Source organism: Serratia sp. CY47444, assembly GCF_052168635.1.
GTDB classification, from domain to species: Bacteria; Pseudomonadota; Gammaproteobacteria; order Enterobacterales; family Enterobacteriaceae; genus Serratia; species Serratia bockelmannii.
On sequence record NZ_JBJNMH010000017.1, the window covers coordinates 25748 to 51769 of the forward strand.

At 56.5% G+C, this 26022-nt stretch carries 23 protein-coding genes and 2 pseudogenes; 11 read left to right on the forward strand and 14 right to left on the reverse strand.

The genetic code is table 11. The features are described 5' to 3' along the window. Positions 1-4 precede the first annotated feature (4 nt). Positions 5-1087: a YncE family protein gene (locus ACJ8IL_RS19370; RefSeq protein ID WP_060434443.1), complete on the reverse strand. Its 1083-nt coding sequence runs from the start codon at positions 1085-1087 to the stop codon at positions 5-7. Between the two features lie 390 nt (positions 1088-1477). Between ACJ8IL_RS19370 and ACJ8IL_RS19375 the strand changes: the two genes are divergently transcribed. Further along, positions 1478-1930 carry a GNAT family N-acetyltransferase gene (locus ACJ8IL_RS19375; protein WP_060434440.1) on the forward strand — a complete coding sequence of 151 codons (453 nt, stop codon included), beginning with the start codon at positions 1478-1480 and terminating at the stop codon, positions 1928-1930. 114 nt (positions 1931-2044) lie between these two features. Next, complete coding sequence (locus tag ACJ8IL_RS19380; protein ID WP_406903640.1) at positions 2045-2473, forward strand: TOBE domain-containing protein; 429 nt, start codon at positions 2045-2047, stop codon at positions 2471-2473. Between the two features lie 36 nt (positions 2474-2509). Here the strand turns inward: ACJ8IL_RS19380 and ACJ8IL_RS19385 are convergent, their stop codons facing one another. Further along, a complete protein-coding gene (locus tag ACJ8IL_RS19385) occupies positions 2510-3127 on the reverse strand; it encodes a LysE family translocator (protein ID WP_004941674.1) in 618 nt (205 codons plus the stop codon). A 193-nt stretch (positions 3128-3320) separates the two neighbouring features. On the opposite strand from ACJ8IL_RS19385, the gene ACJ8IL_RS19390 reads away from it, so the two are divergent. Next, on the forward strand, positions 3321-3782 hold the full coding sequence (locus ACJ8IL_RS19390) for an Lrp/AsnC family transcriptional regulator (protein ID WP_019452433.1): 462 nt from the start codon (positions 3321-3323) through the stop codon (positions 3780-3782). 36 nt (positions 3783-3818) lie between these two features. On the opposite strand, the gene ACJ8IL_RS19395 is transcribed toward ACJ8IL_RS19390, so the two are convergent. Together ACJ8IL_RS19395 and ACJ8IL_RS19400 are read right to left on the reverse strand one after the other, a co-directional pair. Further along, positions 3819-5027 carry an NAD(P)/FAD-dependent oxidoreductase gene (locus ACJ8IL_RS19395; protein WP_147824111.1) on the reverse strand — a complete coding sequence of 403 codons (1209 nt, stop codon included), beginning with the start codon at positions 5025-5027 and terminating at the stop codon, positions 3819-3821. A gap of 160 nt (positions 5028-5187) precedes the next feature. Next, complete coding sequence (locus ACJ8IL_RS19400; protein WP_025303838.1) at positions 5188-5727, reverse strand: RrF2 family transcriptional regulator; 540 nt, start codon at positions 5725-5727, stop codon at positions 5188-5190. 340 nt (positions 5728-6067) lie between these two features. Here ACJ8IL_RS19400 and ACJ8IL_RS19405 point away from each other — a divergent pair, with 340 nt between their 5' ends. Together ACJ8IL_RS19405 and arsC are read left to right on the forward strand one after the other, a co-directional pair. Further along, positions 6068-7537 carry a beta-barrel assembly-enhancing protease gene (locus tag ACJ8IL_RS19405; RefSeq protein WP_025303839.1) on the forward strand — a complete coding sequence of 490 codons (1470 nt, stop codon included), beginning with the start codon at positions 6068-6070 and terminating at the stop codon, positions 7535-7537. Positions 7538-7557: 20 nt separating this feature from the next. Beyond that, the gene (gene arsC, locus ACJ8IL_RS19410; RefSeq protein ID WP_060434430.1) at positions 7558-7911 is read left to right on the forward strand and encodes an arsenate reductase (glutaredoxin); all 354 of its coding nucleotides are present in this window, start codon (positions 7558-7560) and stop codon (positions 7909-7911) included. Positions 7912-7959: 48 nt separating this feature from the next. On the opposite strand, the gene hda is transcribed toward arsC, so the two are convergent. Next, positions 7960-8661: a DnaA inactivator Hda gene (hda, locus tag ACJ8IL_RS19415; protein WP_173888396.1), complete on the reverse strand. Its 702-nt coding sequence runs from the start codon at positions 8659-8661 to the stop codon at positions 7960-7962. A gap of 272 nt (positions 8662-8933) precedes the next feature. On the opposite strand from hda, the gene ACJ8IL_RS19420 reads away from it, so the two are divergent. After that, the gene (locus ACJ8IL_RS19420) at positions 8934-9449 is read left to right on the forward strand and encodes a hypothetical protein (protein ID WP_016926729.1); all 516 of its coding nucleotides are present in this window, start codon (positions 8934-8936) and stop codon (positions 9447-9449) included. A 33-nt stretch (positions 9450-9482) separates the two neighbouring features. Then, positions 9483-9731 (forward strand): GlsB/YeaQ/YmgE family stress response membrane protein, encoded by a 249-nt coding sequence (locus tag ACJ8IL_RS19425; RefSeq protein ID WP_016926728.1) that lies wholly within the window; start codon positions 9483-9485, stop codon positions 9729-9731. A gap of 47 nt (positions 9732-9778) precedes the next feature. Here ACJ8IL_RS19425 and uraA read toward each other — a convergent pair whose 3' ends face one another. Both uraA and upp read right to left on the reverse strand, forming a co-directional pair. Further along, positions 9779-11068 carry a uracil permease gene (gene uraA / locus ACJ8IL_RS19430; protein WP_016926727.1) on the reverse strand — a complete coding sequence of 430 codons (1290 nt, stop codon included), beginning with the start codon at positions 11066-11068 and terminating at the stop codon, positions 9779-9781. A gap of 76 nt (positions 11069-11144) precedes the next feature. Beyond that, positions 11145-11771 carry a uracil phosphoribosyltransferase gene (upp, locus tag ACJ8IL_RS19435; RefSeq protein WP_004941642.1) on the reverse strand — a complete coding sequence of 209 codons (627 nt, stop codon included), beginning with the start codon at positions 11769-11771 and terminating at the stop codon, positions 11145-11147. 255 nt (positions 11772-12026) lie between these two features. Between upp and purM the strand changes: the two genes are divergently transcribed. The 4 genes from purM to ACJ8IL_RS19455 all read left to right on the forward strand — a co-directional run bounded on the left by purM (position 12027) and on the right by ACJ8IL_RS19455 (position 14779). Continuing rightward, positions 12027-13064, forward strand: a complete 1038-nt coding sequence (purM, locus tag ACJ8IL_RS19440) for a phosphoribosylformylglycinamidine cyclo-ligase (RefSeq protein WP_025303843.1) — start codon at positions 12027-12029, stop codon at positions 13062-13064. After that, positions 13064-13702, forward strand: coding sequence for a phosphoribosylglycinamide formyltransferase (purN, locus tag ACJ8IL_RS19445; RefSeq protein ID WP_025303844.1), 639 nt, complete (start codon positions 13064-13066; stop codon positions 13700-13702). The genes purM and purN overlap by 1 nt, the downstream gene beginning before the upstream one ends. Before the next feature lie 113 nt (positions 13703-13815). Next, entirely contained in the window at positions 13816-14367 is a 552-nt protein-coding gene (gene speG, locus ACJ8IL_RS19450; protein ID WP_004941631.1) for a spermidine N1-acetyltransferase, read from the forward strand. A 196-nt stretch (positions 14368-14563) separates the two neighbouring features. After that, the gene (locus ACJ8IL_RS19455; protein WP_043140451.1) at positions 14564-14779 is read left to right on the forward strand and encodes a hypothetical protein; all 216 of its coding nucleotides are present in this window, start codon (positions 14564-14566) and stop codon (positions 14777-14779) included. Positions 14780-14899: 120 nt separating this feature from the next. Here the strand turns inward: ACJ8IL_RS19455 and ACJ8IL_RS19460 are convergent, their stop codons facing one another. The 7 genes and pseudogenes from ACJ8IL_RS19460 to ACJ8IL_RS19490 form a co-directional block, all read right to left on the reverse strand. Further along, positions 14900-15166, reverse strand: a complete 267-nt coding sequence (locus tag ACJ8IL_RS19460; protein ID WP_060434423.1) for a hypothetical protein — start codon at positions 15164-15166, stop codon at positions 14900-14902. A gap of 285 nt (positions 15167-15451) precedes the next feature. Then, positions 15452-15685 (reverse strand): annotated as a pseudogene (locus tag ACJ8IL_RS19465) (DUF637 domain-containing protein); the annotation flags it as partial. Between the two features lie 146 nt (positions 15686-15831). Next, the gene (gene imm2, locus ACJ8IL_RS19470; protein ID WP_164098041.1) at positions 15832-16197 is read right to left on the reverse strand and encodes an Imm2 family immunity protein; all 366 of its coding nucleotides are present in this window, start codon (positions 16195-16197) and stop codon (positions 15832-15834) included. An 11-nt stretch (positions 16198-16208) separates the two neighbouring features. Further along, positions 16209-17684, reverse strand: a pseudogene (locus ACJ8IL_RS19475) (DUF637 domain-containing protein); the annotation flags it as partial. Positions 17685-17852: 168 nt separating this feature from the next. Beyond that, entirely contained in the window at positions 17853-18233 is a 381-nt protein-coding gene (locus ACJ8IL_RS19480) for a hypothetical protein (protein ID WP_049288535.1), read from the reverse strand. After that, entirely contained in the window at positions 18233-24292 is a 6060-nt protein-coding gene (locus ACJ8IL_RS19485; protein ID WP_442516765.1) for a DUF637 domain-containing protein, read from the reverse strand. The genes ACJ8IL_RS19480 and ACJ8IL_RS19485 overlap by 1 nt, the downstream gene beginning before the upstream one ends. Before the next feature lie 60 nt (positions 24293-24352). Beyond that, positions 24353-26020, reverse strand: a complete 1668-nt coding sequence (locus ACJ8IL_RS19490) for a ShlB/FhaC/HecB family hemolysin secretion/activation protein (RefSeq protein ID WP_442516766.1) — start codon at positions 26018-26020, stop codon at positions 24353-24355. Positions 26021-26022: the final 2 nt, after the last annotated feature.

Sequence of the window (26022 nt, forward strand, 5' to 3'; positions counted from 1 at the left end):
GGGCTTATTTATTCAATGCGATGCGAACCACGCTGTCCGGCCCCTGAGTGGAATGATCTTTGTTAAACGGTTGTTTGACAGTAACGAACAATGTCTGACCGTCTGCCGACAACAGCAAGCTGTTTGGATTCGGCGGCAGCGCCCAGCGCTGTTTCACCGCATAGGTCGTCGCATCCAGGCTCAGTACATTGCCGGATTCACGCTGCGAGATATAAATTTCGTTGCGCCGTGAATTGAAAACGACAGCCAAAGAGTCGCCCACATCAAGCCGCTTCAATAACTTCCCGGTGTGAATATCCAAGACCAGCGTGGTCTTCGCCTTGGAGTTGTCAGTGACGAACAAACGGCCGGTAGCCTCGTCCTCCGCCATATTGAGCAGCAGTGCGGGTTGGTCTCCCAACGGTTTCCAGCGTTTTTCGATGCGATTGGAACGCGGGTTGATCACCAGGATCTCGCCGCTGCCATTGGCGGCATACACGCGTTGGGTCTGTTCGGAGTAATGCAGGCCGGTCATCCATTTGCCGGTATTTTTAATGCGCGTTTTCAGCTTGAGCGATTCGGCGTCAACCACCCAAATTTGCGCCGGATCGGCGACCGCCCCCACATACAGCGTGTTGTTGTGAGCCAGAATTTGGCGCGCACCATACGGTAACCCTTTCTCATTGCGCTCGCTGAACAGCAAACGCCCTTTCACCTTACCATCGGCGGCGCCGATTGCGCTGATACCGCCATCCAGCGAATTGCTGACGTAAAGGGTTTTCCCATCCGCAGAGGCCTGCATGGCGAAATTTTTCAGATCGGTATGCGTTGTGCCAAGGGTTTTCAGAGTATTGGCGTCCAACTTATAGACCACGCCGCCCTGCACATCTTTAAAACTTTCGGCGCTGGCGACGTACAGCGCATCTCCCCCTGGCGTCAGCGCCATTTCATACAAGCCATAAGCCAGTTGGCGTTTGACGACGCTGTCGGATTGCGCCGCTGGCGCGAGAGGTTGCACAGCAGGAGAAGAGGAAGTGGTTTGATGCGGCGCGCAGCCGCTTAGCGCCATACCCGTCAGCAGGGCGAGCACAGAGACTTTCATTTTCATCGGGGAAATCCTTGACCATTTAAAACGTCGTTAACGGGGGCTCTGCAGTTTAGTTTTAAGCTTTCTCATAACGAGAAATGAGCGCCACCGCGCGTCTCAGTGTTTCCCTGTGAATCAACTATCACGCTAATGCAGGCTAATAACTCCTTCATGTGCCCGCGAACAACAAAGAGAATGAGAAACATACTCATTATTATTTACGCAATCAAGCGTAATTATTTTCCTTCGCTCTCTAAAAGTCATGTCGGTATCTCGTATTATCAAAGCCAATACGTCAGCTATCGATCGCGGTGCGGGCATGATTCTCTCGCCTTACACCGTCGAGAGACTGCCTCACCCTGCGTACAGACACTTAACAGCAAACAAGCAGACAACAGGAGAAGCCCCCTCATGACAACCCCTGCCCCACGGGAGTGGCGGCGTGCGGACTATCTCGTCAGCACCGAGCCCGCCCTGCTGGATCTCGATGCCATCCATGCATTTCTGACCCGTTCGTCGTGGGCGGAGGGCATTGATAAGGAGACCGTTCGCCAGTCCCTCACCCACAGCCTGTGCTTCGGTTTGTATCACGGCACCAGACAAATCGGTTTCGCCCGGCTGGTCACCGATTACGCCACTTTCGGCTATCTGTGCGACGTGTACGTGTTGGAGACGCATCAAAAAAGCGGACTGGGTTTGTGGCTGGCGGAATGTTGCCAGGCCCATCCGTTGATGGCGACGCTGCGGCGAGTCATGCTGGTCACCAGCACCGCCCCCTGGCTCTATGAAAAAGTGGGGTATAGCGCCATCAACCGACCCGATTTTGTTTGGCAGATCGCCCGGCCGGACATCTACCGACGTTAATTTTTCAGCAAGGCCGCCCCGGTTCACACTCTTTCTGCGTAACATTGGCAATCGCGGCGGTTAAAGCCCATGCTGGCGACAAATTTTACCGTTTGCCCCTTTCAAGGAGAATCTATGCCCGTTTCAGCCCGTAACCAGTTAGCCGGTACCGTGTCCGCCGTCGCCAAAGGCGCCGTCAATGACGAAGTGGAGATCGCATTGCAGGGCGGTGAAAAACTGGTGGCCATCGTCACGGTTCAAAGCCAGCAGTCGTTGGGATTAACCGTCGGCAAAGAGGCCGTCGCGCTGATTAAAGCGCCGTGGGTGATCCTGGCGACAGAGGATTGCGGTTTGCGTTTTTCCGCCCGCAACCAGTTTGCCGGGGAAGTGACTGCGGTTGAGCACGGCGCAGTCAACAGCACCGTACACCTCAAAGCGGATGCCGGTTTTGTGCTGACGTCGGTGATCACCAATGAAAGCCTGCAGGAGATGGCGCTGAAGAACGGTTCGCGCGCCATTGCCCTGATCAAAGCCTCATCGGTGCTGCTCGCCGTCAGAGCCTGATACCGCCTGGCCCGCGCCAGCGGGCCTTTCGAACCACTATTTCAGCGCCTGCTCGGCCAGCAGCCCGAGGGCGATGACGATCATCGCCGCGCCGGAGATGCGCCCCACCACCTTCGCAGCCTGCGGGCGCGTGCGCAGCACCGACTGCGAACCGAATCCCACCAGCAGATACACCAGGCCGCAGCTGATCAAATGCACGACGCCCAACGCCAGCATCTGCATCGGCACCGACCATTCGGCTCGGGCGTCGGTAAACTGCGGCAGCAGCGCCAGAAACAGCAGAAACACCTTGGGGTTCAAGCCGCTGACGCACACGCCCTTGCCGGCCCAGCGCAGCCAGGAATCGGAACGCTGATCTTCACCGGCGCCGGGCACTGGCGGGTGCAGCAGCATGTTGAAACCGATCCACAACAGATAAGCCGCCCCCAACAGGGTGAGCGCCGTCAGCGCCAGCGGGTTGCCGACCAGCAGCGCGCCGACGCCCGCCACCACAATCGCAATCATCAGCAGATGGCCGAACAGCAAGCCGGCGACGGCGGGCACCACCACCCGGCCGCGAATGCCCGCCGAGATCACATAGGCCCAATCCATACCCGGCGTGATCACCAATAAAATCGACACCGCCCAAAAAGCGGCGAACAGAGCGAGCGTCATGCCGGCGCCCTCTCAGACGCGCCACGCCACACCAAACAGAGAACCATTGCCTTTCCTCGTGGAAGAAGAACGGCCTCCGCCTGCCGCGGTGGCCGTCAAAACCGTTCAACAGATGGCAAGAATATCCTCAAGGCGTTAAAATGTGCTTTCAATTACTTGCCTGAAATCGGCATAAGCGGGGAAATTTTTCCAAATGGATAAGATTGATCGCAAGATTCTTGCTGAACTGCAGGTCGATGGCCGTTTGTCGGTAACCGAGCTGGCCGAGCGGATCGGTTTGAGCGTGTCTCCCTGCCACCGCCGGGTACGGGCATTAGAGGAGTCCGGGGTGATCAGGGGTTACCGCGCCCAGCTCGACCCCGGCAGCCTGGGCTATAACTTTTCCGCCCTGGTGTTCGTCACCATGCGCGAAGGCGATCGCCGCGCCGTTGAAACCTTCGAAAACGCCATGGTGGACATTCCGCAGGTGGTGCAGGCACAGCGGCTGTTTGGCGATCCCGACTATCTGCTGCACGTGATCGCCCGCGATCTGCCCGCCTTCCAGCAGCTTTACGACGAGAAACTCTCCGCTCTGCCGGGCGTGCAGCGCCTGAGCTCCACGCTGGTGATGAAAACCGTGGTGCCGGAGCGCTCGTTCCTGCCGCTGGGCAAATGACGACGGGAGCGTTACCGCTCCCGTTTTCTCTTTTCTTTAAGGCACAATCACGAAATCCGGATTGGCGACGGCAAACAGCGCCTCGCGATCCGCCGCCGGTGGGTAAATCCACTGCGTGTTGATCTCCCGCTTAATCTTTTTGCCTTCCTCACGGGTAAAGCGCACCTGGCGCTCCCAGCCTTCGGTATACAGCGCGCCCCAGGGGCCCAGATCCAGACAGGTCACATACTTCGGCTGGCTGTAAGGGTGCGTCGGCAAGCCCGTCAGCTCCGCCGCCGCATTGTGGCCGGCCACGCGCCCAAGGCTCAGCGCATGCTGGCAGGTCATCAGGTTGTGGTTACCGAGATCGTCGGTCGCCGCCTTCACCGTATCGCCGGTCACGAAAATGCCCGCCGCCGCCGGCGCGCGCAGGAAGGCGTCGCCGATCACCCGGCCGCTGCCGTCGCGCTCGCCGGGGATCTGCTCGGTCAGCGGATGCGCCCGCACGCCCGCCGCCAGGATCACCGTGTTGGCGGCGATGCGCTCACCGTTCGACAGCATCACCCCCTCGGCGTCGATGGCCGAGACGCGCAGGCCGGCCCGCGCTTCCACGCCGCATTCCGCCAACGCCTGGCGTATCACCGCCCCCGGCTCCGCCCCCATCCCGGCGCCCACTTCCGGCGCGGTATCGACGATCACCACGCGCACGTTCTCGTCTTTGCCCAGCGCATCGCGTAACCGCTGCGGCATCTCCGCCGCGCTCTCCAGCCCGGTCAGCCCCGCCCCCACCACCACGGCGGTGTTGCGCGCCGGCGTCGAGGGTTTGGCCGCCAGCGCGTTGATATGGGCGCCCAAACGCTGTGCGCTTTCCAGCGTATCGACGTTGAAGCCGTATTCGGCAAAGCCCGGCACCGCAGGCACGGACAGCCGGCTGCCGGTGGCCCACACCAAACGATCGTAGGCCAACTCAAGGGGTTCCCCCGTCGCCTGCGCCACCGTGAGCGTTTTAGCAGCGGCATCGATACGCTCTACCGTCCCGGCCAGGTGGCGCACACCGACGACAGCGAGCTGCGCGGAAATGTCCGGGTTCATGTTTTCCAGCACGGCCTCATACAGGCGTGGCCGGATGGTAACGGTTGGCGTCGGTGAAACCATGAGCACCTCGATATCGCCATGCTTACCGGCAAGGGTAATGGCGCGCATGGCGGACACGGCGGCCCAAAAACCGGCAAAACCGGAACCGGCAATCACTATTTTCTGCGTCATGGGATGACTCCTTCATACAGGGTTAACCGGGCGACAAGGCTGCCCGCAGTTTTTTCGGATGAACGATGCCGTCCCGCTCCCGTAACAGGGTGCAGAAGGCCCGCCCGCCCCTTCCGAAGAGGCGGGAAAAAGTGTGTTTCGTTTTAAGGAAAGGCGGTGGTTAGGTCTTGGCGCGCGCCGTTTTGCCGCTGCGCGCGGTGCGTTCCGTCATGCGCTCGTCGAGCCAGAGGTTGACCTCGCCGAAGAAGCCTTGCGGCGCTTTGCGGCCAAAACGGGCGGCGACGGCACCGAGAGTCTGCGCCGCCAGCGCATCGCGCATCGCCTTCTCCGCCTGCAGCATCACCGCATGGATAGCGCATTTGCCGGAGACCGCCCAATCCGGCGGGGAGTCATCGAACACCGCGCAGCGCCCGCGCACCTCCTGGCAATCGAACAGCGGCTTGTGCCCCTCGATGGCGTCGATGATTGCCAGAAAGCTGATCTCGTCCGCCGGGCGGGCCAGCCGGTAGCCGCCACGCACCCCTTCGCTGGCGGCGACGATCCCCGCCTTTTCCAGCTTGGGGAAAATCTTGGCCAGAAAGCTGGGGGAGATGCCCTGCAACTCGGCGAGTTCGCGGCTGCTGAGCGCCCGCTGGTTATCGCCGACCAGCCACAGCAGGCAGTGGATGCCATATTCAACGCTGGTTGTGATGTACGCCATATGTCCGTTTTCGACCGTCAATGAACCTTCAATAACGCAGACTATATGAGTCTGCGTTTATCTTGTCAATAAAACGCGGATCAACTTTGTCTGTGTTTTATTGACAATGCAGGCCGCCGGCGACGCAGAAAGCGCCCTTCAAAATGAAAAATAAAACTTTTTTGCCCGATCCGCGCCCGGCTAACGTTTCCTTGTCGCCTGAGGCTGACTATGATGTGATGGGTGCCGCCGCCGCGGTTTGTGAGCCGCCGCACTTTCACGCGGATTGCGCCGTGGGAATAAAGAACTCTTGTCTGCTGCTGACGTCTTAGAAATGATTATTTAAGGGAAACGCCTGACTATGACCAACCGGTTGACCAAAACCGCGTTAGCGGTGCTGCTGCTCGGCACGCTGAACGCCACCGCCCTGGCGCCAGCACAGGCGGAAAGCCAGGACCAGTTGCCGGACATGGGCACCTCCGCCGGCGGCACCCTGAGCATCGGACAAGAACTGGCGATGGGCGATTTTTACGTGCGCCAACTGCGCGCCAGCGCCCCGCTGATCAACGATCCGCTGCTAATCCAATACATCAATCAGCTGGGCAACCGGCTGGTGGCCAGCGCCTATTCGGTGCGCACGCCGTTCCATTTCTATCTGGTGCGCAACGACGAAATCAACGCCTTCGCCTTCTTCGGCGGCAACGTGGTGCTGCATTCCGCCCTGTTCCGCGTCAGCGACAACGAAAGCCAGCTGGCTTCGGTGCTAGCGCACGAAATCTCGCACGTCACCCAGCGCCACCTGGCGCGCGCCATGGAAGATCAGCAGCGCAACGCCCCGTTGACCTGGGTGGGCGCGCTTGGTTCCATCCTGCTGGCGATGGCCAACCCGACCATGGGCATGGCGGCGCTGAGCGGCACCATGGCCGGCACCCAGCAAGGCATGATCAGCTTTACCCAATCGAACGAACAGGAAGCCGATCGCATCGGCATTCAGGTGCTGCAGCGCGCCGGTTTCGATCCGGAAGCGATGCCCGACTTCCTGCAGAAACTCTCGGATCAGTCGCGCTACGCCTCCAAACCGCCGGAAATGCTGCTAACGCACCCGTTGCCGGACAGCCGCCTCTCCGACGCACGCAACCGCGCCAACCAGATGCCGAAACACATCGTGCAGTCCTCGCAGGATTACCTGATGGCCAAAGTGCGCGCACTGGGCATGTACAGTTCGGAAGGCTATGGCCTGAACGAAGAACTGCTCGGCTCGCTTAGCAAGGGCAACGTGCGCGAACAGGCGGCCGCCAAATACGGCCGCGCCATCCTGTTCTATGAAGCGAAAAAATACGACGACGCGCGCAACATCATTCAACCGATGCTGGCGCAGGATGCGAAAAACGTCTGGCTGATCGACCTGATGACCGACATCGATCTCGGCCAGAAACGCGCGCCGCAGGCCATCGCCCGCCTGCAGGCGGCCAACGCCGCCCAAAGCAACAATCCGGTGCTGCAGCTCAACCTGGCCAACGCCTATGTCGAAGGCAACCAGCCGGCGCAGGCGTCGAAGATCCTGAACCGCTACACTTTTGCCCATCCGGACGATCCGAACGGCTGGGATCTGCTGGCGCAGGCCAGCGCCGCACAAGGGCTGCGCGATGAAGAGCTGTCGGCCCGTGCCGAAAGCCTGGCGCTGAACGGCCGGCTCGATCAGGCTATCGGCCTGCTCAGCAATGCCAGTTCGCTGCAAAAACTCGGCAGCCTGAAACAGGCGCGCTACGATGCGCGCATCGACCAGCTGCGCCAACTGCAACAGCGCTTCCGCCAATACCAGCGCAGCTGATTCAACAAGGAATGAACGCCATGAAAAACGTCACGATTTACCACAACCCGCGCTGCTCCAAGAGCCGTGAAACCCTGGCGCTGCTGGAGCAGCACGGTGTCGAGCCCAAGGTGGTGCTGTATCTTGAAACGCCCCCGTCGGCCGATGAGCTGAAAAAACTGTTGAAAGAACTGGGCTTCACATCGGCGCGCGATCTGATGCGCAAGAAAGAAGATCTGTACAAGGAATTGAAGCTGGCGGACGACAGCTTGAGCGAAGAGCAGCTGCTGGCGGCGATGACGGCGAACCCGAAACTGATCGAACGCCCGATCGTGGTGAAAGGCAGCAAGGCGCGCATCGGCCGGCCGCCGGAGCAGGTGCTGGAGATTTTATAGATTCGAATTCGGGCGCGGACTGTCGCGCCCTTTCTTTTACTCAGGCTATTACAGCCCCAGGATCTCTTTAACGAACGGGATGGTCAGCTTGCGCTGGGCGGTGATCGAGGCGTGATCGAGTTGATCGAGGGTCATAAACAGCGTGCGCATCTCGCGATCCAGCCGTTTCAACAGGAAGCGGCCCACGTCTTCCGGCAGCTCGAAGCCGCGCAGTTTGCCGCGCAGCTGCAGCGCCAGCAGTTTCTCTTCGTCCGACAGTGGCTGCAGCTTGTAGATCTGCCCCCAGTCCAGGCGCGAAGCCAGATCCGGCAAACGCAGGTTCAGCTGACGCGGCGGGCGATCCCCGGTGATGAACAACCGGGTGCGGCCGGTTTCCAGGATGCGGTTGTAGAGGTTGAAGATCGCCATCTCCCACTCTTCGTCGCCGGCGATGCATTCGATATTGTCGATGCAGACCAGCGCCAGCTGCTCCATGCCGTCCAACACTTCAGGCACGAAGTAAGCGCGCTTGTCGAGCGGCACATAGCCCACCGCTTCGCCTTTCTGCGAAAGCTCGGCGCAGGCCGCATGCAGCAGATGGCTGCGCCCGCCGCCTTCACGCGACCAGAAATAGATATAGCTGCCATGTTCCTGACGGACGGCGGATTGGATCGCGGCTAATAGGGATGGGTTCTCGCCCGGATAAAAACTGGCGAAAGTTTCATCATCGGGAAGATAAAGTGGCAGTGAAAGCTGTGCCGGCGTATTCAGAGAAGCACCTCAACCAAAACTGGCAGAAAAACGTGAGCAGTTTAACACAGAAAACGGGCGCTGTTGAACCGGCAGGATCTTATGCCGCAATAGTGAACAATGCCTAAGCGCCGCTTGATCGGCGGCGGCACCCGTCGAGGCAAGAATTATCCGATATCATTCCCTAACTCCATGCCTGCGCAGGTTAAATTTGTAATTTAAGTAAAATCTGACCTAGTATAGGTAGGCTAAATGCAATCACCATCAACAAGGTTTCTGCAAGGATATAGACGATGAAAGTATGGAATAAAGTGCTGTTGGCCTCCTTTATCGGGTTGTTGGTTGCCGGCTGTGATGACTCGTCCAAGGTTGACGCCAACCTGGATAAAGCCAAAGACAGCGCCGAGCAGATGAAAGACGCCGCCCAGAAAAAAGCGGACGATCTGACGGACAAAGCGAAAGCGACGGCGGATGAAATCAAAAAAGAGGCCGCCACTCAGGCGGATCAGCTGAAAGACAAAGCTTCGGCGATTAAAGAAGACGCCGCCAAGCAGGCGGACGCCATCACCAACGACGCCAAGGCCAAAGCCGCCGCGATCAAAGACGACGCAGGTAAACAGAGCCAGCAGTTGGTGGATCAGGCCAAGGCCATCAAAAACGACGCCATCAACGGCGCCAACGATCTGACCGAGCAGGCCAAGGCGAAGACCGAAGCCATCAAGAACAGCGCCGAAAACAAAGCGCAAGAGTTGAAACAAGAGACCGATGCGGCGGTGAACGGCAATACTCAGCCGGCCACCCAGCAGTAAGCTATTCTCAGCCACCAAAGAAAGGAGCAGTAAATGGGGATTATTTCCTGGATTATCTTCGGCCTGATCGCCGGTATTTTGGCTAAGTGGATCATGCCCGGCAAAGACGGCGGCGGCTTTATTCTGACCGTCGTGCTGGGGATCATCGGCGCCGTGGTCGGCGGCTATATCAGCACCTTCTTCGGCTACGGCAAGGTTGACGGCTTCAACTTCGGCAGCTTCGTGGTGGCGGTTATCGGCGCCATCGTGGTGCTGTTCGTGTACCGCAAAATTCGCAGCTAAGGCGAATGCCATAAGTCAAAAGGGCAGCCCCTGGGCTGCCCTTTTCGTTACTTCTGCTCCGCCGATTCGTCCGGCGCGTCAAGCACCTCTTCTTCCTTGCGGAACAGGCTGATGACCTTGAACAGCAGGCTCAGGCCGATCCCCACGATGGTCGCCAGCGCCATGCCTTTCAGCTCCGCCGCGCCGATGTGCACCTTGGCGCCGCTCACGCCGATGATCAGGATCACCGAGGTTAAAATCAGGTTTTGCGCTTTGTTGTAATCCACTTTGGACTCGATCAGCACGCGAATGCCCGAAGCGCCGATCACACCGTACAGCAGCAGGGAAACGCCGCCCATCACCGGCACCGGCACCGCCTGGATCGCCGCCGCCAGCTTACCGATGCAGGACAACAGGATCGCCAGCACCGCCGCGCCGCCGATCACCCAGGTGCTGTAGACCTTGGTGATGGCCATCACGCCGATGTTCTCGCCATAGGTGGTGTTCGGCGTGGAGCCGAAGAAGCCGGAGAACACCGTCGAGATGCCGTTTGCGAACATCGAGCGGTGCAGGCCCGGATCGCGGATCAGGTCTTTTTTCACGATGTTGGCGGTCACCACCAGGTGGCCGACGTGCTCGGCGATCACCACCAGCGCCGCCGGCAGAATGGTGAAGATGGCGAACCACTCAAAGCGCGGGGTGTAGAAGGTCGGCAGCGCGAACCAGTGCGCCTCGCGGATCGGGGTCAAATCCACCACGCCCATGAAGAACGACAGCGCATAGCCCACCAGCACGCCGATCAGGATCGGGATAATCGCCAGGAAGCCGCGGAACAGCACTGAACCGAGCACCGTGACCGCCAGCGTCACCAGCGAAATGGTGATGGTGGTCGAGTCGGCGCTGGTGCCTTCCGCCGGCAGCAGCCCCGCCATGTTGGCCGCTACGCCCGCCAGCTCCAGCCCGATGACGGCGACGATCGCCCCCATCGCCGCCGGCGGGAACATCACGTCCAGCCAGCCGGTGCCGGCCTTTTTCACGATCAGCGCCACCAGGCAGAACAGCACGCCGCACATGATGAAACCGCCCAACGCCACTTCGTAACCGAGCGGCAACAGCAGCAGCACCGGCGAGATAAACGCGAAGCTGGAGCCGAGGTAGGCCGGGATCTTGCCTTTACAGATGAACAGATACAGCAGCGTGCCGATGCCGTTGAACAACAGCACGGTCGCCGGGTTGATCTTGAACAGGATAGGCACCAGCACGGTGGCGCCGAACATGGCGAACAGGTGCTGGAAGCTGAGCGGAATGGTCTGGAGCAGCGGCGGGCGCTCGCTGACGCCGATGGCGCGACGGGTCATGTGTGCTTTTCCTCGGTTTATTGGTTTTATAGGTTTTAGTCAAAAAAAAGCCGACTCGTTAAGTCGGCTCAAATGTTTACTTAGTACCAAATATCTTGTCGCCCGCATCGCCCAGGCCAGGCACGATGTAGCCCTTGTCGTTCAGACACTGATCGATGGAGGCGGTGTACAGCTCAACGTCCGGATGCGCTTTCTCCAGCGCGGCGATGCCTTCCGGCGCTGCGACCAGGACCAGCACCTTGATGCTGTGGCAGCCGGCTTTCTTCAGCAGATCGATAGTGGCGATCATCGAACCGCCGGTGGCCAGCATCGGGTCGACGACCAACGCCATGCGCTCTTCGATGTTGGAAACCAGCTTCTGGAAGTACGGCACCGGCTCCAGGGTTTCTTCGTCGCGGTATACGCCCACCACGCTAATGCGCGCGCTCGGCACGTGCTCCAGCACCCCTTCCATCATGCCCAGACCTGCGCGCAGGATTGGCACTACGGTAATCTTTTTCCCTTTGATCTGATCCACTTCAACTGGCCCGCACCAGCCTTCGATGGTGACTTTTTCCGTCTCCAGATCGGCGGTCGCTTCATAGGTCAGTAAACTACCCACTTCTGAGGCCAGCTCACGGAAGCGTTTGGTGCTGATGTCATTTTCACGCATCAGGCCAAGCTTGTGTTTTACCAGCGGGTGTTTCACCTCAACGATCTTCATCATTTTTCTCCTATTAAGGTGGTTGCGGCCAAAAAAATCGCGGGATTATACCTCCTTTTTTTCGCCGCGCCACCCACAATAGCCCGATCGGGATCAACAAAAGTTTGAATATCAGTATAGATGACGAAAAAGCGGAGCCGGTTCACAAGCCGCTCGCAAACGTTTGCCTGCGCTGTTAGAATTGCCGCGCCTTATTCCGGAATCAACATCGGAAGCACAGTTTTCAAACCGCAAATCGTCGTGGGGAATCGCGCAGTGACCGACAAAACCTCTCTCAGCTATAAAGACGCAGGTGTCGATATCGATGCAGGCAACGCATTGGTAGATCGCATCAAAGGTGTAGTTAAACAGACCCGTCGCCCGGAAGTGATGGGCGGTCTGGGCGGGTTTGGCGCCCTGTGTGCGTTGCCGCAGAAATACCGCGAGCCGGTGCTGGTTTCCGGTACCGACGGCGTGGGCACCAAGCTGCGTCTGGCGATGGATCTGAAACGCCACGACACCATCGGCATCGATCTGGTGGCGATGTGCGTCAACGATCTGGTGGTTCAGGGCGCCGAGCCACTGTTCTTCCTCGACTACTACGCGACCGGCAAGCTGGACGTGGACACCGCGGCCAGCGTGATCACCGGCATCGCCGAGGGCTGCAAACAGTCTGGCTGTGCGCTGGTGGGCGGCGAAACCGCTGAAATGCCGGGCATGTACCACGGCGAAGACTACGACGTGGCCGGTTTCTGCGTCGGCGTGGTCGAAAAATCCGAGATCATCGACGGCAGCAAAGTGCAGTCCGGCGACGCGCTGATCGCCCTGGGCGCTTCCGGCCCACACTCCAACGGCTACTCGCTGGTGCGCAAAATCCTGGAAGTGAGCAACACCGATCCGACCGCCACTCAGTTGGAAGGCAAGCCGCTGGCCGACCACCTGCTGGCGCCGACCAAAATTTACGTGAAGTCCGTGCTGGAGCTGATCGAGAAGGCGGACGTACACGCCATCGCTCACCTCACCGGCGGCGGCTTCTGGGAAAATATTCCACGCGTGCTGCCGGAAGGCATGCAGGCAGTGATCGACGAAGCCAGCTGGCAGTGGCCGGCGGTGTTCACCTGGCTACAGCAGGCCGGTAACGTCAGCCGTCATGAAATGTACCGCACCTTCAACTGCGGCGTAGGCATGGTCATCGCCCTACCGGAAGCCGAAGTGGAAGCGGCCATCGCGCTGTTGACCGCAGCAGGTGAAAAAGCGTGGAAAATCGGTAAACTGACCGCCTCTTCCGACGAACAACAAGTGGTCATCAACTGATGAAAAAGATCGTGGTGTTGGTCTCCGGCCAGGGGAGCAATCTCCAGGCGCTGATTGACGCCTGCCAGCAGGGCCGCATCGCCGCTGAAATCGTGGCGGTGTTCAGCAACAAGGCGCAGGCTTATGGCCTGCAACGCGCCGAAGCGGCGGGCATCGCCGCCCAGGCGCTGGATGCCAAGGCCTACGCCGATCGCACGGCGTTCGACGCCGCGTTGGCGGACGCCATCGACCAGCACCAGCCCGATCTGGTGGTGCTGGCCGGCTACATGCGCATCCTCAGCCCGCAGTTCGTGCAGCGTTATGCCGGCCGCATGCTGAACATCCACCCTTCCCTGCTGCCGAAATACCCGGGTCTGCATACCCACCGTCAGGCCATCGACAACGGCGACAGCGAACACGGCACCTCGGTGCACTTCGTGACCGAACAGCTCGACGGCGGCCCGGTGATTTTACAGGCCAAGGTGCCGATTTTCGCTGACGACGGAGAGGATGACGTGGTTGAACGGGTGCAAACCCAGGAACACACGATCTATCCGCTGGTGGTGAGCTGGTTCGTCGACGGTCGCCTGGCGATGCGCGATGGCGCCGCCTGGCTGGACGGCGAACGCCTGCCTGAGCAGGGTCACGCCGCCGACTGATGCGCGCAGCCTGAACCTTGCCTAAACGGCGCCCACGCGGCGCCGTTTTTTTTCGCCTTCATCCATTCTGTGAAGTTATACTTTGCACAATTTCACGGCACAGAGGAGCCCACATGTCCAGCACTGCCAGCGTCAGGTTACGCCCATTGGAACGGGACGATCTGTCGTTCGTCCACCAGATGGACAACAACGCCAGCGTCATGCGCTATTGGTTTGAAGAACCCTACGAAGCCTTTGTCGAGCTTTCCGATCTCTACGACAAACACATCCACGATCAGAGCGAGCGCCGCTTTATCATCGAGCACGAAGGCGCCAAGGTCGGCCTGGTAGAGCTGGTGGAGATCGATCACATCCACCGCCGCGCTGAGTTCCAGATCATCATCGATCCTGCCCACCAGGGCAAAGGCTACGCCAGCACCGCCGCCCGTCTGGCGATGGACTACGGTTTCTCGGTGCTGAACCTGTACAAGCTGTACCTGATCGTCGACAAGGAGAACCCGAAGGCGATCCACATCTACAGCAAGCTGGGCTTCAACGTGGAAGGCGAACTGATCGACGAGTTCTTCGTCAACGGCGAATACCGCACCGTGCTGCGCATGTGCATCTTCCAGCCGCAATACCTGGCGAAGTTCAAAACGCCCAATGATAAGCCGCTGGTGAAGTGACAATTTGCGAGAAAAAAGAGAAAACCCGCCCAGGCGGGTTTTTTATTGGGAAATAAGCGGCTAGTATTAAGGCATATTATTTTATCGTCAGGAAATAGCCAGATGAATACGAAAATAAATAATATTTCCCGAGATAATTAATCGAACAATAATTAATAGTAAGAATTACCCTCTGCCTCTACAAAGGAAAAATGCCATGACAACCGTCTCAAACCTGCTGCTTTTTATCGGCCTGGCGATGCTCGCCATCGCCGCCGGCCTGAATACCTATAGCGGCTACGCCTCCGCAGATCCCAATAGCACCCCGCTGTTTTCCTCACTCTGGTGGACGCGTTGGTTCCCGCTCTATGCCTCGGGAGCTGCGTTGCTGCTGGTGGGGGTCGTGTTGCGGGTTTCGGGGCGGGGACGTTAAAAACAGAAAACGGCTCCGAAGAGCCGTTTCCATACGTGGGTCAACAGCCTTCATAAACGGTATCAGGTGCCTATTTTATGATGCATAGCATGTTGCGGAAATAGGGGGTTAATCCATGTCCTAACTTATTGCCTTGATAATATTCTGCACGATAGGTTTGACAGCTGCTGTCAATTTTTCATTGTCAATAGTGAAGATTAAAAGCTCAATGTCGCTTTCCGCATCAAGTAGCATCTGTCGTAACCATTTTTCCTCTATCGCTACAATACTGTCACCTGCGTTATTTATTTCTGATTGAATTTCAGCCACAGGTAGTTTTCCTTCTAAAAAGGCCACACAGGAAAAACTAAGCTTTTTAATTACATCGGGATAAATCCACCCACTCATTTTTCACTCCTGCGAAGGATTGTGATTATTATGTTACCATGGTTTTCAGTAACCACACCAATGTCACCAGCCCGATAAATTGTCCTTTGAATATCATTAGATATGCTTGTTTCAGTAACACCTATTTTAATTACATACTCAACTATATTGGACGAAACGGTTTTTCCAGGTCCAATGGTTCCTGCCGAAGAGCCTAAGCTTGTTGCTTACATTCGGTCAACGGCATGTTGAGAGTAAAGACGATCACCTATACGTGCATATTGATGTCCATCAACTGTTTTTATCGAGAACCTGACCGTTATCCCCAATCAGGTTGGCGCCCTCGGCCTGAACCTGGCTGCCGATGTTCGCCAGCAGCGCATTGGTCAGGTTGTCTTTGAAGCTGCCGCCATTGATGGCGGTATTCAGGCTGGAGCTGATGACCGATTGCCCGGCCACCCGCTGCGCCACCTTGCTCCAGCCGCCGTTGCTCAGCTGCGGCAGTTTGACGTTGTTCGGGTTAAGCGGTTTGCCCGCCGCGACCTATCGGCGTTTATATGGGATACAACATCAAGAGAAAACGGCTCCGAAGAGCCGTTTCTGTGTGTGGGTTAGATCCAATCTTCATAGCCGCTGTCATGGATCCAGACGATAGACAAAACACATCAATCCACACGAGCATCCTTTTATTCAGGCTTATCGATCAAGCCAAGCAATCGAAGATCGTTTAAAATTTCGTTTTTTTCATCTTCAGTTACATCCTTAAGCATTTCGAATAAATCATTTTCCGATAATATTTTTAATATGATATCTGTGTGGAACTTTACTGTTTGATCACTACATCTACCAGCCATAAAGATGAGCGTCACTAGCTCAAGCATGAGGCATTCTATTGGTTCTTCAAACGAACCTTCTAATGACTCATACGCAAACGCCTGATCAGATGTAGCACAAACAGAATGATTACCATCACGTTTCAGTAGGTTAAGTATATTTCTGCAATAAGCGTAACTTGAATAGGCAAAGCTACTCCTTATTTCATCATAACTCATCACATTCATTGTTATTTACCTCTTCCTGGAATCAAACGCACACCATTATTGTCCAAAACGTCAATTTTCACCCCTGGATATCTACTTTCGAACTGCTTAACAACGCCTAAACAGCTTTCGCAGGCAGGCTTTTCGGTGAAAATAGTAACAGAGCCATTGGCGGAATAGTTTTTACCCAATCTATCGGCTAAGTTATCCAATATTTTATATTCGGAGTCTATATTTCTTGCTACATGTCTACCATCATCAGTAAGAATAGTCTCATATTTAAAATTTTCTTTTCCCATCCCAACAAAACCCTTACCTGCAACGTCTATGAGATTATGGCTTGCAAGTGTCTTTGGCATTCCAGATATATCAATACTGGCCACTGCAACGTTACCACTGCGTTTCGGGGCTGATGTCAAACCGGCCCTCAGTTCTGTAACCTGGTTTTTGAATGTAGCAGCCTGCTGAACGGTCTTCTCATTGACCAGATACCCTTTCCAGGCGCTGGTTGGCCCTACCAGTTTGGATGACAGGTATTGGTTGCCGACGTTTGCTTTACCCATACCGGCAAACGTACTGGCGATAGAGACCGCCATCACCGAGGCATTCACCCAGTCCGGCGACCACCCGGTCAACTTGCTGATTTGTTCTATCTGCTGGTTGCGTGCAAACAGCTGGCCGTCGGTTATCTGGTCGCCCAAATCATACGTGAATAACTTTTCGCTGTCATAGCCGGCAAACGCCGGATAGTTGCCGAAGCGCTGACGCTCTTTTTGTACCCAGTAGTTGGCAATGAGGCCGTCTTCATCCCGCGTTGACGGGTACTGATTCATCAGGGCTTCAAACTGCTTGCGCTCATCTGAGTTTAGCGCTTCCTGCGTGGTGCAGGCGACTTTTCGGCAGGATGCGGCCATCAGACGCGCTTCTTTTTCCTTGTCGCCCTTAGCCAACGCTTTAATGGCGTTGAGTTCTTCCTGGTGCAGCTGTCGATTGAAACGCTCGACAAACTCACCCGCATTTGCACCGCTGGTGGCACCTGCGGCTTTGGCGGTTACGATGGCCCCTGCAAAGGCGCCCGCTACGCGGCTGATTTGAGCCTGACGCTCTTGCCAGCCTTCACTTCTGACCAGATTATCATTGATGATCACCCCGGCCAGCTCCGCCGCCAGCGCCCCTGCCGCCGCGCCTTTGGCATTCCCCTTGCCGATTTCCGCGCTGATGCCCGCCAGAACGGCATGGCTTACGGCCCGGCCCGGTATATCAAGAACCTGACCGTTATCCCCAATCAGGTTGGCGCCCTCGGCCTGCACCTGGCTGCCGATGTTCGCCAGCAGCGCATTGGTCAGGTTGTCCTTGAAGCTGCCGCCATTGATGGCGGTATTCAGGCTGGAGTTGATGACCGATTGCCCGGCCACCCGCTGCGCCACCTTGCTCCAGTCCCCGTTGCTCAGCTGCGGCAGTTTGACGTTGCGTGGATTGAGCGGTTTGCCCGCCGCGTCCTATCGGCGTTTATATGGAATACAACATCAAGAGAAAACGGCTCCGAAGAGCCGTTCGTATGGGCGTTAGATTTCCGTCAATCTTGATCTATAGTGGTACTTTTTACCTTGGCTAGCCCCCCGCATGAGAAAAACGTGCTTAGTCTCAAACTGTTAGGAGCTGGAAGGTTACTCGGGCTTATCAAGCAATCCAAGCAACTCCATATCATAAAGCAAATCGCTTTTTTCTTTTTCAGAGATATCTTCAGTCAAAACACCCAGAGGATATTCATTTATAATCTGTTTAATAACACTCCGAATGTTATTTTCCACCTCTCCCGGTTCTCTTCCGGCCATTAAAATTAGGAGAAAAACCTTGAACATTAACTTTTCTATTGGCGAAAAAGGAGTATTTTCATATTGATAGGCTGCATACCCAATTTCTAAACCATCATAAGATGATTTTTCACCCGTTTTTTGGTTAATGTCAAGAATGTTTCTACAGCAATCATAGAAACACCCCAGTACCATTTCTCTTATTTCACCGTAAGTCATACGCTCATCATCCATTATTTCAACCTCCTAGGAATTAGCATTACATCGTTATTATCAAGGACATCCACTTTAATCCCTGGGTATTTTTTCTGAAATTGGTCCACAACACCCAAGCAGCTCTCACAGGCAGCACGTTCAGTGAAAATAGTGACTTTACCTTTGATAGACACATTGCCACCCAACTTATCAGCCAGGTTGTCCAGAATTTTGTATTCCGAGTCTGTATTTCTTGGTATTGGTTTACCATCCCCGCTATTGATGGTTTTAAATTTAAAATTGCCGCTACCTTTTCCTATAAAACTATTCTCTGCTTTATCGATCCCACTGTGCGCCGCAAGTGTCTTTGGCATACCGGGGATATCAATTTGCGCTACGGCGGCATTCCCACCTTTCCTGATCTTTTGTGAGAACGGTGCCCTGGCATCCAATACCTGCTGCCTGAACGTTGCTGCCTGCTGAACCGTCTTCTCATTGACCAGATACCCTTTCCAGGCACTGGTTGGCCCTACCAGTTTGGATGACAGATACTGGTTGCCGACGTTCGCTTTACCCATACCGGCAAACGTACTGGCGATAGAAACCGCCATCACCGAGGCATTCACCCAGTCCGGCGACCAACCGGTCAACTTGCTGATTTGTTCTATCTGCTGGTTGCGAGCAAACAGCTGGCCGTCGGTTATCTGGTCGCCCAAATCATACGTGAATAACTTTTCGCTGTCATAACCGGCAAACGCCGGATAGTTGCCGAAACGCTGGCGCTCTTTTTGTACCCAGTAGTTGGCAATAAGGCCGTCTTCATCCCGCGTTGACGGATACTTATTCATCAGGGCTTCAAACTGCTTGCGCTCATCTGAGTTTAGCGCTTCCTGCGTGGTGCAGGCGACTTTTCGGCAGGATGCGGCCATCAGACGCGCTTCTTTTTCCTTGTCGCCCTTAGCCAACGCTTTAATGGCGTTGAGTTCTTCCTGGTGCAGCTGTCGATTGAAACGCTCGACAAACTCACCCGCATTTGCACCGCTGGTGGCACCTGCGGCTTTGGCGGTTACGATGGCCCCTGCAAAGGCGCCCGCTACGCGGCTGATTTGAGCCTGACGCTCTTGCCAGCCTTCACTTCTGACCAGATTATCATTGATGATCACCCCGGCCAGCTCCGCCGCCAGCGCCCCTGCCGCCGCGCCTTTGGCATTCCCCTTGCCGATTTCCGCGCTGATGCCCGCCAGAACGGCATGGCTTACGGCCCGGCCCGGTATATCAAGAACCTGACCGTTATCCCCAATCAGGTTGGCGCCCTCGGCCTGCACCTGGCTGCCGATGTTCGCCAGCAGCGCATTGGTCAGGTTGTCCTTGAAGCTGCCGCCATTGATGGCGGTATTCAGGCTGGAGCTGATGACCGATTGCCCGGCCACCCGCTGCGCCACTTTGCTCCAGTCGCCGTTGCTCAGCTGCGGCAGTTTGACGTTATTTGGATTGAGCGGTTTGCCCGCCGCATCCTTGCTCCAGCCCATCGCGCTGTCGAAGCCGTTGAGCGCTCCGCCGATCGCCATCGCCGTGGCGGTCGCCCTGACGTTTTCATTGCTGCCCAGCGCCTGCAGCGTTTTCGACAGGTTGCCTTGATTCTCAACCAGCGCGACCGCCGCCTGGGAGGCCAGAGAAGACATCCCGGCCGTGACCGCGCCGCTGGTTACCACCCCGCCGCCCACGGCGCCGGAAACGCTGGAGGCCGCCGTGGCCGCCAGTGAACTGCCTGCGGTCACCGCCGCGGCCGCAATGGCGATCACCGCCGCCACCGCCGGGTTCAGGTGCTGGCTCTTGTAATCCCAGCTGTCGTAAGCGTCTTTGACCTTGCTCCACTGCACGTCGTTGCGCTTGTTCAGATCTTTGACCCAGGTGGTGCCCGGCGTATTGCCCAGGGCATCGATGGCGCTTTGCAGCGCCTGGCCGTTTTTCACCTTCACATCGGCGTTAACACCCTTGGCGGCCTCTACGGTCAAGGCGCCACCGGTATGGATGCTCGGCAGCACCCACTTATTGTCTTCGTACCCTTTATTGGCCTGCTTGATAAAGAAGCCTTTCGAATTGCTGACGGTCTGTTCGAAAGAGGTGTTTTTCACCGCGCGGAAGTTAACCTGTCCACGGGAGCTGGTCAGGCGCGCGTTTTGCCCGGCGGCGATTTTGCTGGCTTCATAGGTGCTGTCGTCGCGGCTCATCAGCGTGATATTGCCGGCGGCGGTAAACTCGGTAACCTTGTTGGTCACGTCATGGCGGGTCTGCTTAACCTCGGTTTTCTTGCCCCACCATTTGCGCTTGGTTTCCTTTTTCTCGTAGTGGCTGGACTCTTCCATCGCCTGGGCGTAGAGATAGCCGCCCTTGGCGGCGATATCCAAGGAACCGGTGCGGATCGCCAGTTCACGATTTCGAGCATCTTCCTGCTCTTTACGTTGTCTTTCCGCATCATGTTGGCGCTGTTTTGCTGCCAGAGCCACGTTAAGTTGATTTTCGGCATCATTTTTTTCTTTCGTCTGTTGTAGAGTCTGCTGCTGGGCCTGGTCAAATGCATGTTGGGATGCATTTAGCGCACTTTGCGCGTTATTTATCGCATTCTGGCGGTCTATTAAACGCTGACGAATCTTGTCATATTCTTCTATGGTCGCTTCTTTTATCGCGTTACCGACTTTGACGCCGTCTTGAGTCGGTGCAGTGACATCTCCCCATTGAAGGACATTATTAACAAACGCCCGGCCCCCTTCTCGTAATAACCGCTCGAGGTGTGCCTGATTATCAATCAATGCCGAAGCGTCAAAGTGAACGCCCCCTCCGCTATAAACCGGCACTGAAACGAACCGGGATGATGATGACGTAATTGGATGTGCGGCAGCATCAAATAACGACAAGGTATCAGGGTGCTGACGTGCGCTACCCAATGCGTGTTTACTTGCATTTAGTTGGTTTTCGGTCTTAGACCTATTATTTATCGTCTGTTCAAGTCGCTGCCTAGCCTCCTGAACCCGGCGTTCAGCCATTGAAAATGCAGAGTCAACCCCAGAAAGGTCAATAGAAATACCTATCTGTCCAAGTTGTCCCTTAGACAGGAGTTTGGTGGCCTGAAAGAGAATGCTGCCGCCGGAAATCACCGCCATAAGGCCGCCGGCATTCAGCTCGGTCCCTTGCTGGGTGCGAGTTTCGGTAAATTCGTTGCCACCTTCTCGGTAAGTGTGGTTTTGCACCGCCTCGAAGCGCATATCACCGCCGGAGGATAGCGTCATATTGGCGCCCGAAGTCAACCTGGCGCCGTAAGTCAGCAGTTGGTTATTCGCCGCCGCGGTCAGGTTTTTCCCGGCGCTGAGAGTAGTGACCACATGGCGGTCGTCTTTATTGTTGTCGTTGGCGGCATCAATGGCGGAATAGGCCAGATTCGATAACCATAGATTCTGCCCGGCCAGCAACGTGATGTTGCCGTTAGCGGAAAGCGCGCCGCCCTGGGTGCCGATGTCGCGAGCCGAGTTAATCAGCAAATTGCCGCCGGCGTGTACCCGGCTGCCCAGTTCAGGCGTGCGGGACACAGGGAAAAGCGCATTGAATCGGCCGTCAAGTTCACGGTAATTAAGATCGGCGTTATGGGCGGCTAACAGCGTAACGTCCTTGTCCGCATTAATCTTGGTGCCGCGTAGCGCCAGATAGCCACCGCTATTAAGCAGCACCGAACCCGTTGCCCTCATTTGGCCACTGGCCAACAGTTGGTTGAAATATTCTTGCCGTTTAGCCGGAGAAACCGGCCCCCCTAATAGCGGCCCCTCCAACAACGCGCTGTTTTTGACGATGGCAATGCTGCCGTTAGCCGTCATAGCGATATTGCGGCTTTGCGGCGCCAACAGCGTATTCAGCAACGTAATGGTGCTGCCAGCCGTGAGAGACAAATCGCGTGAAGCCTCAAGGCTGCCCAACCAGCGAGAGCCGTCAGGGCGGAAGTAATGAGGTTTCTCACTGGAATGTATTTTTATCTCACCGTTTTTGGCGTTTAACGTGACGTCCTGCCCTTTCAGCTCACTTTGCCATGCGTCGATAGCGTTGACTGCCGTCAGAGACAGTTCTTTTCCGGCGGCCAAAATGCCTTGCCCAAGAACAATCCGATCTTCGGCAATCGCGGTGATATTGCCGTCAGCACGAATTATGTCAGTATTGATGATATTCGCAGCATGCAGAAAAATGTTCTGCGCCTTTAAGGTTTCAGGACGTTGTAATGCTCTCACTTCATAGGGTTTATTTTCTTCTGGCGTTTGGTTTTTTATCTCTATTTTATCTTTGAAATCCGCCACCAAACTTTTTCCAGCACTTAAACTGATACGCTGTAAAACGTAGCCTACAGAATGCCAAGCTTGAACACTATCACCTCGGGTAAAGTAATTGGTTATACGTAACTCTTTTGCCGTTAATGGATTAAATGTCACTCCCCCATTTTCTTTATTGGCTTTTTCATCAGGAATATAGCGAATGTAATTCAATAACGTGCCTGTGGAAGTTTGCGTATTGACAAAGCGCTGACCCGTCAAAATAAGGTCTAAATTAGCACTCAACACACTGTTATTATTATCTAATTCATCTCCATAGATATAAAGGTGCTTACCAGAAGAGATCTCTGCAGGTGCTGAACTTCCCTCCACATCAAACCGAGTCTGCTGGTCGTTAACCAATACCCCCCGCTCAATATTGCTAAAATCCGCTTTTCCAAACCATTTTTCAGGTAATGGCGACGTCAACTCAGCGGTAATAATTACCGGATAATCACCGGTTTCTGCCATGACATTCGCCACTTGCATATTTTTATCAGTTGATGTCGGTATTAGCTTGGTTTTACTAATACTCTCGACATCTCTTTTATTGCGAACCTGTTCGGCACGTATCACCAAATCGCCGCTGTTGGTCAGGATTTTCGCCGAACGGTTCTCGACGGATTTAGCCTTGTTGCCCTGCGCATCCTTTTGGATCCACATATTTTTATTGGCGTGCAGCTTGGCATTTTCCCCGGCGTTGCGGATATGGTCGCCAAAGATACGCATATCGCCACTGGTGCTGGTTTGCCCGTCATTCACTAGCGTCGTTGCTGCCAGCGTGGCGTTGCCGTCCGCCTGCACGACAGCGCCTGGCGTAATGTGCAATTCCTTGGCGCTGACATTGAGGTCACCTTTGCTGTGCGTGGTGCCGTTAAGCATCAGGTTACCGTTAACGCTCAGCGTAATATCCCGCTGTTTGCTGGTGAGGTCTTTCAGGTTCACCCCCACCCCATCCTCGTTGGCCACCAGGCGGATTTTGTTGGCGTACATGCCGCCCAGCGCTTTGGTATCCACGGCCAGTTGGGGCTTAGCGCCTTCACCGGCGATCGGTTTGATGCTGCCGTCCTTGAAGCTAATGCGGTTGGCGCCCTGGGTCAGCGACAGATTTTGTGCGTTGATTTTGCCGTTCAGCTCGGTGGCGCGGCTGATGATATCGACATAGTCGGCGCCGCTGCCGTCCAGCCCTTTGCCGCCGATGGTGACGCCGCCTTTTTTCACCTCCAGCGCTTCCAGCGCGCCCTGCTTGTCGAACTGCGGTTTGCCGGTGGTCAGCGTCACGCCCGGCGCGTTGATAAAGCCGCAGCCGTCGCAGGTGATGCCATTCGGGTTGGCGATCATCACATTGGCCTTGTTGCCGAACACCTCGAGCTTGCCCTGCAGCTCGGAACGACTGCCGCCGATCACCTCGTTGATGATCAACTCCGCCGGTTTTCCCTTCAGGTAGGTGTTGCCCTGCGCGCTGTAGATCTCCACGCCCAGCTGCGTTTTGCCGCCGTGAGTGGCGTTATTCAACACGGCGCCCTGTGGCCCAACGTTGAAATCTTTATAGGTGTTGTGCGAAATGCCTGCACCGTTCGGCGTGGCAATATTCACCACCGGCACGTCGCCCGGCTTGATAACCACCTGCGTATTGCCGTTGGCGGCGGTAATGCCGGCGGCAAACGCCGGGTGCAACGGCTGGAAAGCCGTCAGGTAGATCAGCAAATAGCTGGCGCCCCGCGCCAAAGGGGGAGTGGACTTATCCATATTCATTCCTTCGAAAGGATGTTGTTTTGAACGCCGAGGCGCTCCTGCTGTGTGCTGGCGTTATAACGTGACGGTGGCCTGCCAGTAGGCCACCCAACGATCCGGTTGCAGGCTGTCTGGGTGCGTCAGCGGTTTACCGACGGTGACCGCCTGATTGAACCAGCGGCCGCTTAGCGTGGTGCCCAGCGCCGCACCAACGACGCTGCCGCCGTCTATCTGCCCGGCGCGCCCCTGCAGCCAGCCGGCGTCTAACGCGCCGGTCAAAGAAAGCGCCCCCAGCCCCGGCAACGTCCGCCATTGCCAGTTGAGTTCATTGCGCCAGTAGGCGCCGCGATTGCCGGTCAGGTACTGCTCTTTAAAGCCACGCACCGAGTATTGCCCGCCGATGGAAATGCGTTCCCCGGCATACAGGTTGTCTGCGCTGGTTTGCCCGTAGGCCGAGGTCAGGTAGTAGAGAGAGGGGGCGAGCGGATAGAAATAGCTGGCGCTGAGACCAAGCTTGCGGAACTCGCTGCGCGGCGCCCCGTTGCGCTCAGGATCGTCGGCGGTGGCGCCCAGCATGCGCAGCCCACGGCTTACCGTCGGGTTCAGCGTCATATAGCCGCCGCCCGCGACCGCACTGTAATTGAGGCCCAGGCTGGCAATGCTGAGCGTCGGGCTGCTGACGCCCAACCGTTCCCCCGCCAGCTTGTTTTCCGTGGTGCGCCGCGCCAGCCCGATATCGACGGCCAGCTTACGTTTGCCATCCCGCAGCAACGTGCGGTTGGCGCCCAAACGCTGAGTCTGGTTGTTGCCCTGATAGCGGTAAGCCGTGCCGTTGAATGGCACCTGCTGGAAAAAATCGTTCCAGGTATACTGGTAGCTGAACAGCCAATAGCCATAGGGTAAGGTAACGCTGCCGTTCAGGCTGCGGCTGCGATAATGCGGGCTGAAATCGTTATTGCGCGCTGCGGAAAGCGACCATTGATCGGCAAGATGCAGCGGATTATCCAGCGAGAAGGCGGCGTTCATCTGCCCGGTGCCGGTGCTTTTCTGGCCGCTGTTATCGGCGCCGAAAGAGAAAGAGACCGGTGCGCGCGTGGCACCGCGCAGCAAAACCACGTTGGAAAAGCCGGGTTGCTCGCCAGGTTGAATATCGATAGTCACCTGTTGCGACGGCAGGCGGTTGAGCTGCTCCATGCCCTGCTCGATATCGCGCAGATTCAATACGTCACCAACCAGACCGGGGAACGCCATCTTCAACGCCAGCGTCTGCTCACCGTTTTGCGTGATGGACTCGATTCGCCCTTCGCTGGCGCTGACGGTCAACACGCCGCGGGAGATATCCTGCTCCTGCAGCCAGGCCTGCGAAGTGACATAGCCGCGTTGCAGATAAGCATTGGTGGTTTCGCGCACCAGACGGTTGATGTGCTCCAGCGTCAGGCAGCGCCCCTGATACGGGCGGACCAGGCTTTCTTTTACCGACCAGGAAAGATGTTCGGCGCCCTGAAAAACGATCTGCCGCACCGGTTGGCAAACCGCCCCTGCGGCGGCCGGCTCAGGCAGCGGTAACGCCGGCAGTTCAACGTTATTTTGCAGCGCCTCGCGTTGCTGCTGGGCCTGTTCCAGCAACGTTTTCTGCTGTTGGGTAATGCTGTCGCGATCGGCAGGGCTGGTGATTTCCGCGCACCACGCCGAGCTGCAAAACGCTAATAATAGCGACCAGGCGCCAAGCCTCCATGCACACATTC

Coding starts and splice junctions, on each gene's coding strand:
- arsC (WP_060434430.1), top strand. CDS start 7,558: ATGAAAAACGTCACGATTTACCACAACCCGCGCTGCTCCAAGAGCCGT.
- ACJ8IL_RS19385 (WP_004941674.1), bottom strand. CDS start 3,127: ATGACGCTCGCTCTGTTCGCCGCTTTTTGGGCGGTGTCGATTTTATTG.
- ACJ8IL_RS19490 (WP_442516766.1), bottom strand. CDS start 26,020: ATGTGTGCATGGAGGCTTGGCGCCTGGTCGCTATTATTAGCGTTTTGC.
- ACJ8IL_RS19455 (WP_043140451.1), top strand. CDS start 14,564: ATGACAACCGTCTCAAACCTGCTGCTTTTTATCGGCCTGGCGATGCTC.
- ACJ8IL_RS19460 (WP_060434423.1), bottom strand. CDS start 15,166: ATGAGTGGGTGGATTTATCCCGATGTAATTAAAAAGCTTAGTTTTTCC.
- ACJ8IL_RS19395 (WP_147824111.1), bottom strand. CDS start 5,027: ATGACGCAGAAAATAGTGATTGCCGGTTCCGGTTTTGCCGGTTTTTGG.
- ACJ8IL_RS19485 (WP_442516765.1), bottom strand. CDS start 24,292: ATGGATAAGTCCACTCCCCCTTTGGCGCGGGGCGCCAGCTATTTGCTG.
- ACJ8IL_RS19390 (WP_019452433.1), top strand. CDS start 3,321: ATGGATAAGATTGATCGCAAGATTCTTGCTGAACTGCAGGTCGATGGC.
- ACJ8IL_RS19375 (WP_060434440.1), top strand. CDS start 1,478: ATGACAACCCCTGCCCCACGGGAGTGGCGGCGTGCGGACTATCTCGTC.
- speG (WP_004941631.1), top strand. CDS start 13,816: ATGTCCAGCACTGCCAGCGTCAGGTTACGCCCATTGGAACGGGACGAT.
- ACJ8IL_RS19380 (WP_406903640.1), top strand. CDS start 2,045: ATGCCCGTTTCAGCCCGTAACCAGTTAGCCGGTACCGTGTCCGCCGTC.
- ACJ8IL_RS19400 (WP_025303838.1), bottom strand. CDS start 5,727: ATGGCGTACATCACAACCAGCGTTGAATATGGCATCCACTGCCTGCTG.
- ACJ8IL_RS19420 (WP_016926729.1), top strand. CDS start 8,934: ATGAAAGTATGGAATAAAGTGCTGTTGGCCTCCTTTATCGGGTTGTTG.
- uraA (WP_016926727.1), bottom strand. CDS start 11,068: ATGACCCGTCGCGCCATCGGCGTCAGCGAGCGCCCGCCGCTGCTCCAG.
- ACJ8IL_RS19405 (WP_025303839.1), top strand. CDS start 6,068: ATGACCAACCGGTTGACCAAAACCGCGTTAGCGGTGCTGCTGCTCGGC.
- ACJ8IL_RS19370 (WP_060434443.1), bottom strand. CDS start 1,087: ATGAAAATGAAAGTCTCTGTGCTCGCCCTGCTGACGGGTATGGCGCTA.
- ACJ8IL_RS19425 (WP_016926728.1), top strand. CDS start 9,483: ATGGGGATTATTTCCTGGATTATCTTCGGCCTGATCGCCGGTATTTTG.
- imm2 (WP_164098041.1), bottom strand. CDS start 16,197: ATGAGTTATGATGAAATAAGGAGTAGCTTTGCCTATTCAAGTTACGCT.
- upp (WP_004941642.1), bottom strand. CDS start 11,771: ATGAAGATCGTTGAGGTGAAACACCCGCTGGTAAAACACAAGCTTGGC.
- purN (WP_025303844.1), top strand. CDS start 13,064: ATGAAAAAGATCGTGGTGTTGGTCTCCGGCCAGGGGAGCAATCTCCAG.
- ACJ8IL_RS19480 (WP_049288535.1), bottom strand. CDS start 18,233: ATGGATGATGAGCGTATGACTTACGGTGAAATAAGAGAAATGGTACTG.